At 68.2% G+C, this 13,294-nt stretch carries 12 protein-coding genes and 1 CRISPR repeat array; all 12 genes read right to left on the reverse strand.

The window, feature by feature from the left end; genetic code table 11:
• Window positions 1-6: 6 nt before the first annotated feature.
• Window positions 7-1,208: a CRISPR direct-repeat array (repeat unit 28 nt; unit sequence GGATCATCCCCGCTCGCGCGGGGAGCAC).
• Between the two features lie 44 nt (window positions 1,209-1,252).
• Window positions 1,253-1,606: a type I-E CRISPR-associated endoribonuclease Cas2e gene (gene cas2e / locus G531_RS0114855; RefSeq protein ID WP_026927849.1), complete on the reverse strand. Its 354-nt coding sequence runs from the start codon at window positions 1,604-1,606 to the stop codon at window positions 1,253-1,255.
• Window positions 1,603-2,541 carry a type I-E CRISPR-associated endonuclease Cas1e gene (cas1e, locus tag G531_RS0114860; RefSeq protein WP_051215554.1) on the reverse strand — a complete coding sequence of 313 codons (939 nt, stop codon included), beginning with the start codon at window positions 2,539-2,541 and terminating at the stop codon, window positions 1,603-1,605. The genes cas2e and cas1e overlap by 4 nt, the downstream gene beginning before the upstream one ends.
• Window positions 2,538-3,185, reverse strand: coding sequence for a type I-E CRISPR-associated protein Cas6/Cse3/CasE (cas6e, locus tag G531_RS0114865; RefSeq protein WP_026927851.1), 648 nt, complete (start codon window positions 3,183-3,185; stop codon window positions 2,538-2,540). Before cas6e ends, cas1e begins: the two co-directional genes overlap by 4 nt.
• Complete coding sequence (gene cas5e, locus G531_RS22975) at window positions 3,182-3,907, reverse strand: type I-E CRISPR-associated protein Cas5/CasD (RefSeq protein ID WP_035759189.1); 726 nt, start codon at window positions 3,905-3,907, stop codon at window positions 3,182-3,184. Before cas5e ends, cas6e begins: the two co-directional genes overlap by 4 nt.
• Window positions 3,904-5,031: a type I-E CRISPR-associated protein Cas7/Cse4/CasC gene (gene cas7e / locus G531_RS0114875; RefSeq protein WP_026927852.1), complete on the reverse strand. Its 1,128-nt coding sequence runs from the start codon at window positions 5,029-5,031 to the stop codon at window positions 3,904-3,906. The genes cas5e and cas7e overlap by 4 nt, the downstream gene beginning before the upstream one ends.
• Window positions 5,028-5,633, reverse strand: a complete 606-nt coding sequence (gene casB / locus G531_RS22980) for a type I-E CRISPR-associated protein Cse2/CasB (RefSeq protein WP_051215555.1) — start codon at window positions 5,631-5,633, stop codon at window positions 5,028-5,030. Before casB ends, cas7e begins: the two co-directional genes overlap by 4 nt.
• Window positions 5,633-7,219 carry a type I-E CRISPR-associated protein Cse1/CasA gene (gene casA / locus G531_RS22985; RefSeq protein WP_035759191.1) on the reverse strand — a complete coding sequence of 529 codons (1,587 nt, stop codon included), beginning with the start codon at window positions 7,217-7,219 and terminating at the stop codon, window positions 5,633-5,635. Before casA ends, casB begins: the two co-directional genes overlap by 1 nt.
• Window positions 7,216-10,140 (reverse strand): CRISPR-associated helicase/endonuclease Cas3, encoded by a 2,925-nt coding sequence (locus tag G531_RS22990; protein ID WP_051215556.1) that lies wholly within the window; start codon window positions 10,138-10,140, stop codon window positions 7,216-7,218. The genes casA and G531_RS22990 overlap by 4 nt, the downstream gene beginning before the upstream one ends.
• Window positions 10,141-10,461: 321 nt before the next feature.
• Window positions 10,462-10,902, reverse strand: coding sequence for a MerR family transcriptional regulator (locus tag G531_RS23000; protein ID WP_081684162.1), 441 nt, complete (start codon window positions 10,900-10,902; stop codon window positions 10,462-10,464).
• 48 nt (window positions 10,903-10,950) lie between these two features.
• A complete protein-coding gene (locus G531_RS0114905) occupies window positions 10,951-11,541 on the reverse strand; it encodes an EthD domain-containing protein (RefSeq protein WP_026927853.1) in 591 nt (196 codons plus the stop codon).
• Between the two features lie 36 nt (window positions 11,542-11,577).
• Window positions 11,578-12,162 carry an EthD domain-containing protein gene (locus G531_RS0114910; RefSeq protein WP_026927854.1) on the reverse strand — a complete coding sequence of 195 codons (585 nt, stop codon included), beginning with the start codon at window positions 12,160-12,162 and terminating at the stop codon, window positions 11,578-11,580.
• Between the two features lie 52 nt (window positions 12,163-12,214).
• Window positions 12,215-13,225, reverse strand: coding sequence for an LLM class oxidoreductase (locus tag G531_RS0114915; RefSeq protein WP_051215557.1), 1,011 nt, complete (start codon window positions 13,223-13,225; stop codon window positions 12,215-12,217).
• Between the last annotated feature and the right edge of the window lie 69 nt (window positions 13,226-13,294).

The raw sequence follows: 13,294 nt of genomic DNA on the forward strand, positions 1-13,294 counted from the left end.
CAGCGCGGATCATCCCCGCTCGCGCGGGGAGCACGCAGGGAACCGGCTCCCCGGGGTCACCGGGGCAGGATCATCCCCGCTCGCGCGGGGAGCACGGAGATGATCGCGATCAGGAGCGGCTCACTCACAGGATCATCCCCGCTCGCGCGGGGAGCACCTACCCGGAGGGTGGCCGCTGGATTCAGGTCGAGGATCATCCCCGCTCGCGCGGGGAGCACCGTTTTTCGTGGCGCGAGCACTTGCGGCACGTGGGATCATCCCCGCTCGCGCGGGGAGCACGCGCCCGGGGTGATCTCCGGGGTGAACGTGAACGGATCATCCCCGCTCGCGCGGGGAGCACTGGGAGATGTGCTCCCGCAGTGACGCCGCCCCTGGATCATCCCCGCTCGCGCGGGGAGCACCGCGTGGTGTCGATCAGGTTCGTGACGTTCGTCGGATCATCCCCGCTCGCGCGGGGAGCACACTGGTCGACCAGCTGTTCGAGATCAAGGATGGCCGGATCATCCCCGCTCGCGCGGGGAGCACCCGGAGGTGTCAATCGCGGCCCCCGCGCCGTCCGGATCATCCCCGCTCGCGCGGGGAGCACATGATGCGGTCAACCTCGGCCTGGGTGAACGTCGGATCATCCCCGCTCGCGCGGGGAGCACTCGAGGGTCATCGGGATCCGAATGACGTCGTTCGGATCATCCCCGCTCGCGCGGGGAGCACTTCGGCCCGTTCGGGTGGAAGCCCGGCATGCAGCTCAACCTCAAGGGATCATCCCCGCTCGCGCGGGGAGCACCTCGGTGGCGCGGGTTCGGCGCCGGCGGAACGCGGATCATCCCCGCTCGCGCGGGGAGCACCGCATAGCGAAGGGACCCGTCCGCCCTCAATACGGATCATCCCCGCTCGCGCGGGGAGCACTCGACGACATCCCCCTGACCCTGGGGCCCATCGGGATCATCCCCGCTCGCGCGGGGAGCACAAATCGTGAGGGCTATAGCTGTCCAGGGCACCGGGATCATCCCCGCTCGCGCGGGGAGCACTTGACGTCCGGTACTGCCGGGTGTCGTGGGAGCGGATCATCCCCGCTCGCGCGGGGAGCACCCTTCGGGGACGTGACCGAATCGTCGGAGATCGGGATCATCCCCGCTCGCGCGGGGAGCACGGGTCCGGTCGCTGCGTGAGGCGACGATCATGGGGATCATCCCCGCTCGCGCGGGGAGCACACTTGCTGACAAGGGAGGATACCGCGGGTTCACCTAGTTCAGCATCACTTGCGGCGGGTTCGGATGCGTCGGTATCGCTCGGCTTTGCTGATTCCTACTTTGGGTCCTTCCGTGACTACTTGTTGGGGGCCGGGGCGGCGCATGAGGGTGATGCCTTCGATGTCGACGGGTTCCCAGGAGTGGCCGTGGTTGCGGATTTCGAGGCCTTGCTCGTTGCGGGCGCTGAAGACCATCAGGGCTCGCCCGTCGCGGACCATCTCGAGGATGATGTCCCAGAGTGCGTCTCGGACTCGGGCGGAGATGCGGCCGACGTATACGCCGGGTGCGACTTCCATGAGCCATCTGGTCAGGTGGCCGCGGAGGCCGGAGGGGACGGCGGTCAGGATGATGACGGTCAAAAGGGTGGGTCCTCTCCGTAGGACACGCCGCCCTGGACTTCGCCGAGTTGTTCGTCCCAGAGTTGAACGAAGTCCCAGTCGGGTTCTGTTTCGGCTGCTGCCCCGAGGAGCAGTGCTCGGATGTCGGCGATGCACCGTTCGATGACTTTGCCCGATTTCATGGCGTCCCGGACTGCGCGGCGGGTGTCACCGGGAATATCGGGGGTGTCGGTGGCCACGACGTCGAAGGCGATCGGGATCGTGACTTCCGCTTTGTAGAGGTCGGCGATGTCGTAGACGAAGGCACGGTGATGGCCGGTGTGCACGAAGCCGAGGCCGGGGGAGCAGCCCAGAGCGACGATCAGGGAGTGCACCACCCCGTACAGCGAGGAGTGGGCGGCCGAGAGGGCCTGGTTGATCGCGTCGCCTTCGGCGAATGCGTCGGGGTCGTAGTCCCGACGTCGCCACGGGACCTCTGTTCGTTCGGAGTTTCGCCGGTACAGCTGACGCACGCGGGCGCCTTCTCGTCCGCGGAGTTGTTGCATCGTGGCGGAGGTGACGACCTCATCGGGGAACCGCATTTCGTACATGCGCCGGGCCACGGCCAGCCGCTTGTCCCGGTGACTGACCAGTTCGGCCTGGGCCTGCAGCAGCCGGGTGGAGGTGGCCAGACCGGTTCCGTGGCCGTAGTAGCGCACGCCTTGTTCACCCACCCAGACCACCACGGCGCCGCTTTGTGCGATCAGCATCATCGCGTGGTGGGTGACCTTGGATCCCGGCCCGAGCAGCAGTGCGGCGATCGACGCGGCCGGGATGTGCAGGACGCCTTGCTCGTTGGTGACGGTGATCGCGTTGCTGTCCCGGCTGAGGAGGCATCGTTCCACGTAGATGAAACTCAGTCTGTCCTCAGCCCGGAACAGCTCGCGCGGTCGGGCCGGACGGGCTCCTGGGATCACGCCGGCCCGGCCAGGGTCATCAGGCCGCAGCCGTACGCCTTGGCTCTGCCGACGCCGGCGGTCAGGGCCTGCTGCAGGAGCTGGGGGTCGGTCACCTGAAGTACGCCGGTGTAGGTTGCCACCCCCAGGGTGACGGTGGCCGAGTCGCGACGAAAGGTGCGGGTGCTGCGCTCGATCACCTGGAAGGTCGGGGTGGCGTGGTCACCGGGGTCGGTGAGCCGGATCCCCAGCCGGTCACTTCGGTCCAGCAGCCATGTGGCCTGTTGGGCCGCGGTGACATGGGCGTAGACGCGTTTGCGTCCGTTCTCGGTCGCGTGGTGGGCGGGATTCGCGGTCAGTCGGAACCCCCAGGTCTGGCCGGTGGCCAACTGGTCGAGAAACCCGTCGTAGGCCAGCGAGGATGCGCTGGGCAGGCTGGGCCATCCGGCTTGCTCGTCCAGGTGGACCAGATCGGGTCGGTCCCGACTCACGATGTAGACCACGGGTTTGACCGATTTCGCGTGGTCGACCCGCCACAGGATCCGACCCGGATCGGAATCCGGAGGGAAGCCGGCCAGGAGTGCGGCGTGCATCGCCTGGGGCGAGCCGAGCAGTTTGCGTGCCCCGGATCGGCGGCTGTTCAGATAGGTCCTGGTCAGGATCACAGCAGCCCCCTGACTGTGGCGAAGGGATCGTGGCCACCGGCGTCCTGCGGTGGTTCGTAGAACGGGTTGGGCAGTTCGAGGGTGGTTTCCACCACGTCGCGGGTCGCGTATTCGCGGCGTTCTGGGGAGAAGCTGACGGGGATGTCCTGGAGTTGGCGGCGCGGGGACAGTCCGGAGAAGACGCCGACGTCGGCCTGGACCGGTACCCGCAGCACTTCCTGGCGCCGGGCTCGGCGTCGGGCGACCTTCCCGGCCTGCCACGGGGTCGTCCGCAGCGCCGCCTCGGCGGTGTCTTCATGGTCGACCGTGAGCACCACCCGTCCCTCGGGGACGCAGGAGCGCCGGCCGAGATAGAGCGGGAACGCCGGGTCGGCCAGGGCTTCGGCCAGGCCGTCGATCAGGCCGGATGGTCCCTCGATTGCGGCCACGAACACCGAGTCGGTCCAGTAGAAACGTTCCGACAGGGGCATCGACACGCCGGACACGCCGTGATGCGCGGTGTGGAAGTCCCGGAGCAGGGGGCCTTTCTGGTCGCAGCGGACGGCCAGGCGCAGGCCGACCAGGTCCTCGATCGGATCGGTGCGTCGGCGTCCCTGGGCGGCCGCGAGCAGGCCGAGGATGCCCGATTTGGTGGGCATCGCTTCGGTCGCGCGACGGGTGAAGCGGCTGGCGGCCCCCCAGCTCTGTAGAGGACCGGCGAGGCGAAGGAGGAGCACACTCATGCCGGCTCCTGGGCGCCCGCTTCGGCGGCGGCGGCGATCAGCTCGTCGAGGCTGACCACGTCGGCGTTCGGGATGGTGGCCAGCGCGTCCCGAACACCGGACAGGCCGCAGACCAGAATGCGGTCGGGGCGTCGCCAGGTCGTGAAGACGTCGGTGGCGTAGTCCGCGAGACGTTTGACGCCGGGCTTGAGGTAGCCGGGCCCGGGGCGTACGGCCTCCTCGAAGGCACCGGCGAGGTTGACCGGCTGGCCGGACCCGATGGTGACCAGGATGACTTCGGGGCGGGTCCCGTTGGCGAAGGTGTTCTGCTTGCCGGACGGCATGCTGGCGATGAAGCTGTTGGTGAACTCGGCCAGAGCCCGCTGGGTCGCTGCCTGGTTGCCCAGGTTTTCCTGGAGTTGATCCACGTTGACTGCGGCATACCGATACAGCGTGCTGGCGTTGAACTCGATGGTGCCGATCATCCCGGCACCGGTCTCCTCGGCGTCCTCACGCCGGTCGTCGACCGCGGTGTAGTAATCGAACTCGGGCGTGAGCTCGTGGATGCCGAGGGCGTGGGCGACCTGGCAGGCGGCGTCCACGTTGAGGTCGGGGGCATCGGCCACCATGCGGCCGAACAGGGCGATGTCCAGCGAGTGGTCGCGGTCCACCAGGTCGCGGACCTTGGCGGCTTTGAGAGCCTTGGTCGGGTCGGCTTCGTCGGCCGCGGTGATCGCGGCCTGCGCCAGGGTGCGGATCTGCCCGCGGGACAGGAACATCAGGTAACCGAGTTCCTCGACGCCGGCGGGCTCGTCCTTTTTCTTCGTGGGAGCCGCGAGCTTCGGGAAGCCGGCGGCGGTGAAGGCGGCCACGGCCAGCTGCTGGGCGCGATCGGCGAGTTCGGGGTTCTGGGTGGTGATCTCGTCCATCAGGAGTTCGACGATCTGTTTGCTGCGGATGCCGATGTCCTCGGGGGAGAGGCGGGCCTCGAAGTCCTTGCGGATGGCTCGTTTCCAGGACTGGCTGGAGACGCGGGCCCGGAGGACGCCGCCGTAGGTGGCGCTCTTCGGGGCGCCGGTGTCGTCGCGGTTGACGTTGCTCGGCGGGAGGCTCTGCAGGGCGTGAATCTCGAGGTAGGTGCTCACTGGGCTTCTCCTTCAGCGGTGGCGGTCTGGCGGTCGTCGTGGATACGGTGGTAGTCGCGGCCCCAGCGGCGGCGGACGTCGTCCGCGCGGCCGGTTTGCAGGTCGTAGAGGTCGTCGGTGTAGCGCCCGTAGTCGAACGGGATCTCGTGGGTGCGCAGTTGGCTGATCAGTCCGCGGGCGTGGGTGAGCGCGGCGGTGACCTGGGTGGTGGCCGCCATCGCGATGAAGCGGCGATAGGTGGGAGTTTCGTGGTGGTCCATGGTTGCGCCGGCCTGGAGTTCGGCCAGGCGTCGGATCGCTGCGCCGAACCTGAGGTCATCGGAGTGCATGCTGGTCGAGCGGGACTGTTGGTGGGTGGCGAATTGGGTCAGGGCGCGATGGATCGCCTGTTCCTCGCGTTCCCGTCGGGTTTGGCTGAACTCCTCGGGAATTCCGTCGAGGGTGATGCTCCAGATTTCGGGGAGGGAGCCGGGTTCGCGGGCGATCCCGTGGCGAAGTTGGGCGAGCATTGCCGTGGCGGAGGGGGAGAGTTGGGCCGGGTTGGCGCCGATGAGGCGCTTGATCCGCCCCACGACCAGAAAGCGGCGGTTGTAGTCGGCCATCAGGATTCCTTCGGGTCGGTTGGGTAGGCCAGGGGAAGGGCTTTGCGCAGGGCTGAGGAGAACCAGACATGGGCCAGATCGGCGGTCAGGTAGTCCTGCTTCTGACCGGTGCGGACGGTGCGGCCACGGATTGCGGCGGGGGAGACCGGGAGCGATCGGGCCAGGGAGGTCAGCAATTCGCGGACGTGCTCCTGCCAGGCTCGGTGCTCGGGCTTGGGATCAGTGGCGGTGTTGAGCCGGCCGATCCAGTCGCGGGCGGGCGCATCGAGGGAACTCCAGGCCTGCTGCATCGCCTGCGCGCGGGCGCCGGCCCCGGGGCTGTCCCCGCGGTCCCCGGCGGCCTTGCTCAGGTTGGCCGCCAGATTTCCCAGGGCCCGCACCGCTTCCTCGGTGTTGGCGACGGCGTCCTGGAGCATCGCGCGCAGGGGCCCGGAGCTGCGGTTGAGCAGGACGGTATGGACGTCGAGCTGGTCGGTCACGATCTCCTCGATCGTGGCTTCCTGCGGGCCGTAGCTGATGCCGACGGCCTCCAGGTGAAACTTTCGGTTCAGGTCTTCGTGCTGGCTCAGCGATTCCAACGTGCCCGGCATCCGGAACGGCTGACGCTCGGCGCCGGCCTGGTCCAGCGCGAGCACTGCCGGGAGGGAACGCCAGAAGGAGCGGTCGGGCTCGTGCTTGCGGGGCATGTAGGTGTCCCGGCCGCCGTTCTTCTTGGTCTGGGGTTCGGAGAAGCGCCATCCCGACATCGCTTCGACCGGGTAGCGATTCTGCGGGGTGAGCTTGTCGCCCTGGGCGAGAACGACCCCGGTCACGCATTCTCCGGTGGTCACCAGGCGCATCCGGCGCGATTGCCAGGTGAGGACCTCCACGATGCCGGCGGGGACCGGCGCCTCGCGCCGTAGCGCGGTATCCGGTTCGTCTTTTGTCCAGATCGGACGATCCTCGGGCTGGCCCGAGGTGGCGACCAGGTTGTACAGCAGGGTTTCGGCGAGCGAGTCGCCGTGCAGGATGATGCCGCCGAGCTGCCCGGCCCAGGCCGGTCCGATGGGGTAGCCCTTGCCGCCCTTGACCAGTGGATCCCCGACGGCCCCGGACCGGATTCCGGAGGGATCGAAGCTCTGGGTGTGGACAACCCAGCGCGCTGCTTCGGCGAGCGAGATGTGCTCCAGACTCGGACCGGTCCGGGTGGTGAAGAACGGGAGACCGTTCGGCACGTCGGCGATGATCTTCTCCAGTCCGGAGGCCTCGCCCTTCGCGGTATGCAGGCCCGCCACCTGCATGAACGGACGGTCGGGATGGAACAGGTCGAAGCGGTCGGACCACTCGTCCAGGTAGGAGTCGACCAGGACGAGGTCGAGCCCGTCCTCGCGGAGATCATCGAGGCGATCCTCGCTGTGAATCTTGTGGGAGTCATGGATGATCGCGAGGAGAATCCGCAGGATCGCGAACGCCTGGGTGGGCACCTCGCCCCCGATCCGGCGGATGTCGGATGCGTCGCGAAAGAGGGTCCCCAGCGAGACCTCGTCAGGGCCGGTATGTCGCTGGACGAGGATCCAGGGTTCTTCGACGAGATTGAAACTCCTCATGCCCGGATCACCTCCAGTCCCCGGTCCGGGCTGTAGCGCAGTTTGCCCACGCCGCCCGGCTCGTCGAACAGGTCAGTCATCAACACGGTGCTTCCTTCCTGAATCTGGGTCATCGGGAGAAAGAGCTCGCCCTTGAGGAGAGGGTGCTGCCGCCACGCCCAGTGGCGGACGGCTTCCTGGCTTTCCAGCAGGCGCAGGGTCTGCTCCAGCCGTTGGGGCCATCGGGTCAACTGGGGTGGCAGCCGAATCGACCAGGACGAGATCTCCAGTGCGGTCTCCCGGTTCGGGATCGAGCGCACATCCAGCGGCAGGCCCCCGTGCCACGGTGGCCGAATGACCTGCCCGTCGGGATCCAACGGCACCAGAATCACTTCCAGGGTCGGATCGGTGTCGCGCACCATGACCGCAGCCTGCTGTTCGGTGGCATCCGGACTGTGCGCCATCCAGTCGGCCATCGTGCGACGGCGCCGCAACTGATCCGGAGTCTTCGGGAGGGCGTACGCTCCCGCGGCTTCGCGCTGGGCGGCGCGATGGGCCTCGTACTCGACCCGTGCAGTCTCCAGCGTCGGCTGCCAATGCGGGGGACCGATCGGCGCGGGTCCAAGAGCGCCGGCCACCAGCGGGGCGATGTCCTCGGGCAGGGTGAGCGTCGGACCGTGCTCGATCAGGGCCGCGGCGGTACGGAGGAGAAGATGATCTCCGTACACGGCGTGGGACCCCGAATCCGCGCGCGGCGGCTCGTCGGGTGCCTCGCTGGGCTCGGCCAGCACCAGGACACGGGGGAGTTCCAGCCCGACCGGACGCTGTCGTTGATGGCGATGGAGGCGGCCGATCCGCTGGAACAGCAGATCCATCGGGGCCAGATCGGTGACCAGCAGATCGAAGTCGACATCCAGAGACTGTTCGACCACCTGGGTGGCGACCACGATGTGTCGCCGGGGCCGGCGTCCGTGTTTGCCGAAGGTCTCCACCAGCCGGCCGTCATTGCTGGTCCGGTCCGCGGCGATGTAGCGGGAATGGGCCAGCGAGACCGGCCCCAGCCCCGCGTCCCGGATCGCGTCAAAGGTCTGCTGCGCCGCGGTCACGGTGTTGCGGACCACCAGGACACACCCCGCGTCCGGAACCGTGCGCCGCAGCCGGGCGATGAGAGCGTCGAGGTCGTTGTTCTCCCATTCCCAGTGCACCTCACGCGACGCCGCGATGGTCGGGATCCGAGTGACCCGTGCACGGGTGTCGTCCCGGTTCAGGGTGGTGATGATCGGGTAGTCCGTGCCGTCCAGCTCGGGGACGCGCGCCGCTTCGGCACCGCCGTAGGCGGCCACCAACTCGCGACGCCGGGCTGGCGTCAGAGTCGCCGAGAGCACGATCACCGGGGTTCCGTACTCGCCCAGCCACGGCAGCAGCGCGTCGAGGAAAACGTTCATGTAGGAGTCGCTGGCGTGCGCCTCGTCAACGATGACAACCTTGCCGGCCAGGGCCAGGTGATTGAGCATCTGATGCTTGATCGTGGCGCCGGCCACCAGGATCTGATCGATCGTGCAGACCACGAAGTTGTGCAGCAGGCGCCGCTTCCTGCCGTTGAACCACTGGTGCGCGACCGCCCGGGCCATGCCGTCCGCGGATTCCTCGTCGTTGGTGCGGGGCTGGGTTTCCTCCGGGTACAGGGCGTCCACCGCATACTCGGCATCTGCCCGACGCACGGCCTCGACCATCTCCGCGTAGGTCGGGTTGAGCCGGGCCTTCCCGTGCCCCAGCCCCAACGACCACGGAACACTGTGCTGCATCTCGACCGACTGATGGTCCAGCCAGTCGAGAACCCGTTCGAGCATCGCGTTGGTGGTCGCCTGGGTCGGGAGGGCCATCAGTAGCCCCTGGGCTCCGTAACGGGCGGCCAGCCGGTAGCCGGCGACCAGACCGGTCTCGGTCTTGCCCTCACCCGGCTGAGCCTCGATGATCATCAACTGGCAGTCGGCGTCGGTCAGTTCTTCGACCGCCTCCTGGATCGGTTTCAGGCGGTACTCCGCCGGCCACCCGAACTGCTCGCGATACAGCTCCAACCCGGACAGCGTGCTCGGCAGGGGTGCCCACGGGCTGGGAAGAGCGGCGTGGTCCCAACCACGTCGGAACCGGTCCGGATCGGTGATCACCGCCGGTGACAGCACCGAATCCAGCGGCCGCAGGCCGAAGTAGTCCTGATTGCTGGCGAGCCAGTCCGCCATGATGAGCAGGCCGGTCATCTCGATCTGCACCGCCATCGGCAGGACCACCTCCGACCACGCCGACAGCCGCTCGGCCACGCCCGAGGTCCGCCCGGCCCAGTCGAGCAATTCCGTACGGACGGCGTCCCATTCCGCACCCCCCACACCGGCCGGGCGGTCGGGGATCGCCTGGACGTCCTTCGCGGGCACGGCGCGTCCATGATGGGCGCCCAGGATCGCGGCGAGCTGTCTTCCCAGATGCACGGGGAGGCCGTGGTCGCTGCACCATGCCGTCAGGGCCCAGTTGCTGACCGCCGAGTGCGGCTGCGCGCGGCGCTCATCCTTCAAATCGGCCAGTGGTGGGCACTCGAGCCCCAGCTGACGCACCCGGGCCGCCAGCGTCTCCACCTGACAGATGAAGCTCGGGGAGGCTTTCCCGAGGTCGTGGGCAGAACACAGAAAGACGAGCAGGGCCCGGGCGTCCGCGTGGCCTCCCGGCAAGCAGTCTGCCCAGCGCCCTTTGACTGCCGGCGCCAGCCAGTGATCGAACAGCAGACCGCCGACGCGCGCGGTGTCCAGCAGGTGTTGCGGTAGCGAGAGCCAGCCCAGATGGCCGGCGCTCTTCGCCCAGATTCCACGTGCGGCCTCACTGAGGCCAAAAGTGTCAGTCCCGTCCAGCACCATGAAGATCGCCCCCGATGTTCCATCGATGACACAGAGCATACAGGATGAGCACGACTAATAAAACCTTTTTAGATGATGGGCTCGGGACGGGAAATCCCCGCGCGAGCGGGGAACACGGTTGATCCCACTAACAAAACTGGGTCATCCCGTCCCGAGCATGGCAATCGTACGCAGCGACTCGGACCGGAGATATTGATGGCATGACGGTGGTGTCAAGCAGGTGGGTCACAGGTCGGGAACCTTCAGGTCCAGTTCGAGCGGTGCGAACTCCACGTCGAGTTCGTCGTCCATGCTGAGACGGTCCACCAGGGCGGCACCTGTCTGGCCCAGTCGGCGGTATTCGGCGATCGACAGCTGCCCTCAGGCGGAGACCTCCCGGTCCTCGCCGAGTGGGTCGGCACTCCCGGGCACCGGGTGCAGCGCCCGGAATCGTTCGGAGGTGTACTCCGGGGCCACCCGGTCGAGGTAGCACTCCACCTGCGACCGGCTGCGGACCAGGCGCTCGATGGTCTCGTCCAGGCGGTCGCGTTCGGTGACCAGCAGGGCGGCCATGTCCGGATCGTCGTGGTGCGGCATCTCCGCGCCCGGCCCGTGGACGCAGGGCAGCAGTACCCGCACCACTCGGGTGGGCATCCCGCTCTCCACCAGCAGCCGGATCTGGCGTACGGTCTCGACCGCGGACTCGTCGTAGTCGCGATAGTTGCTGAAGGTGCGGTCGGGGGCCAGCAGCCCCTGCTCCTCGTAGTAGCGCAACTGGCGGGTGGTCGTCCCGGCCCGCCGGGCCAACTCGCCGATCTTCATCCCGATCTCCTTCCGGCACTCCAGCCAGGCTAACGCGCACGCACGCGATCAGTCGTCCAGCGAGGCATCGTCGGGGACGATCATCGGCACGGTCTCGACCACGGCGTACCGAACCCCCAGGGCGGTCCCGACGCGATCGGCGACATCCCGACCCCGGGTGTACACGCTGAGCAGCGTGTCGCCGCCGCCGGTGACCCTGGGAGCCTCATCCAGGTGGAGTACATCGACGGCGCCGACCTGCCAGTCCGCGGCGATGTCCGCCGGGTCACCGCCCAGGGCCAGCAGCCGGGTACGCCCGGTGAAGCCGGTCCGGACGTGGTCCACAGCGGTGACCAGCACCGAGAAGCCGTTCTCGACATCGAACATGAACTTCTCATCGACCGACAGGGGCCGGGCGGCCGGGTCGGCCCAGGCCCGGTCCTCGCCCGCGGCGTCGGAGAAGAAAAGTTCGGCGAAGCCGCGAACGTCGTCCCAGACGAACTCCGGATCGACCGGCCGGTTCTGGCGGTAGCCGACGATCCCCCGGATCGGCATCACCAGTTCTCCGTGCTGATTGGCCCAGTAGTCCTGGAACGCCTCGATGGACTCGAAGGCGCCCGGGCGGGGCTTGAGGAAAGCAATGCGATGGCGCAGGGACATGGGTTCTCTCCTGGGGCGGGTGGGTTGGGTAGCGGGTCAGCGGTTGAGGCGCTCGGCGGGCGGGGTGACGATGTTGACCGGGGTCACCAGGTAGGTGTCGTGGCCCTCGGCCTCACCACCCAACGCGTCCTTGACCGCGATCGCGTCCATCTCGCTGGTGGTCCACACGCTGAGGACCTGGCGGGAGCCGGTGAGCGGCTCGGCCTGGTCGAGGTTCAGCACGCTGATCCGCGAGGCGAGCTCGCGGGGCACGTCGGCCAGCCGGCCGGTCAGGGACATCACCCGCGAAGCGGTACGCGGACCGTCGAGCTCGACCTGCTCGTCCACCAGGGCCGAGAAGGTCAGCTCCTCCACCATGAACGAGTGCTCGTGCTCGCGGATCACCTTGGACTGGTGCGAGTCGAAGGCTTCCTGCTCCAGCTCGGCGGAGTCGTAGAACAGTTCGGCGATGCCGTCGTAGCGTCCGCGGCCCCACTGGGCGGGTACGGGACGGTCCTGGCGGTAGCCCCGCAGGTTGACCGTGGGGACCAGCAGGTGGGAGTGGACCATGTTCCAGTCCAGGTGGAATTTCTCGTAGCTGACGTCGGCGATCTTGGTGATGAACACGATGCGCTGGTGCACGGGGGTCTCCTTTCGGGGCGCCCGAGGGCCGGGCGCAGTGGGGTCGGGTGGGTCAGTGGGCGGCGACCGGGCTCAGGCCGGCGGGGAACAGCGGCACGATGTACTCGCCGAACTCGGCCAGCACCTCGCGCGCCGGTCGGGTGGACTGCTTGAGGTTGATCATCAACTGGTCGATGCCGATGCTCTCCCACCGGTGCAGCAGGTCGATCAGCGGCTCCCGCCCGACCCGGAAGCCCTGGTGGATCGGGGTCGGCGCCTGCCGCGGATCCTCCGCCAGGTCGAAGTAGGTGGCCTGATTGAACGGCTTCCAGCCGGGCTCGCCCTTGGCGGCGGTCAGCCGCCGCCAACGCTTGATGTTGTGCTCCTGCTGCTCCGGCGGAAGCGTGTAGAACAGCCAGCCGTCACCGTTGTCCGCGATCCACTCCACCGTCTGTCGGGACGTGCCGGTGATGAACAGGGGCAGCCGCTCGTGGGTCGGCTTGGGCAGCAGGTCGGCGCCCTGCAACTGGCCGAAGGGGGAGCGGACGGTGGGGAAGCGGTTCTCCAGAGCGGCCCGGAGGTAGGCGAGCGACTCGCGGAACAGCTCGCCACGCTGGTCGTGCCGCCGACCGTACGCCGGGAACTCGACGGCCCGGTCGCCACTGGCCACCCCCAGGGTGAACCGTCCGCCCGAGAGCTGGTCGACGCTGGCGGCAGCCTTGGCGATGTCCAGCGGCTGTCGCAACGGCAACACCGAACTGGCCGTGCCCAGGGCGATCCGGTCCGTGGTCGCGGCCAGGTAGCCGAGGTAGGTGAAGGTGTCGAAGACCTGCCCGGTGTCCCCGAAGTTCGGGTCGAGCAGCGGCACGTCACGGACCCAGTACTGGGCGAATCCGGCGTCCTCCATCAGCGCCACCAGCGCGGACTGGTCGGCCATGGTCGGCACCGGACCCGCGAAGCCCTCGAGCGGGGCGATGATGCCCAGCGTCATCCCGTCGCTGCGGTACGCCCGGCGCAACCCGGGATGCTCGGTCAGGGGCCGGGCGCCCTCGCCCAGCAGGTTGAAGTTCTGGTTCGTGGTCATACCAAAACGCTAAACCTTGACGTTTGCGTAAAAGTCAAGGTGGGGGCGAAGGTCCGGTCACGTTCGTCG

This window comes from Granulicoccus phenolivorans DSM 17626 = NBRC 107789 = JCM 15570, from assembly GCF_000423085.1.
GTDB lineage: Bacteria > Actinomycetota > Actinomycetes > Propionibacteriales > Propionibacteriaceae > Granulicoccus > Granulicoccus phenolivorans.

Coding starts and splice junctions, on each gene's coding strand:
- cas5e (WP_035759189.1), bottom strand. CDS start 3,907: ATGAGTGTGCTCCTCCTTCGCCTCGCCGGTCCTCTACAGAGCTGGGGG.
- G531_RS0114915 (WP_051215557.1), bottom strand. CDS start 13,225: ATGACCACGAACCAGAACTTCAACCTGCTGGGCGAGGGCGCCCGGCCC.
- G531_RS22990 (WP_051215556.1), bottom strand. CDS start 10,140: ATGCTCTGTGTCATCGATGGAACATCGGGGGCGATCTTCATGGTGCTG.
- casB (WP_051215555.1), bottom strand. CDS start 5,633: ATGGCCGACTACAACCGCCGCTTTCTGGTCGTGGGGCGGATCAAGCGC.
- G531_RS23000 (WP_081684162.1), bottom strand. CDS start 10,902: ATGAAGATCGGCGAGTTGGCCCGGCGGGCCGGGACGACCACCCGCCAG.
- casA (WP_035759191.1), bottom strand. CDS start 7,219: ATGAGGAGTTTCAATCTCGTCGAAGAACCCTGGATCCTCGTCCAGCGA.
- G531_RS0114905 (WP_026927853.1), bottom strand. CDS start 11,541: ATGTCCCTGCGCCATCGCATTGCTTTCCTCAAGCCCCGCCCGGGCGCC.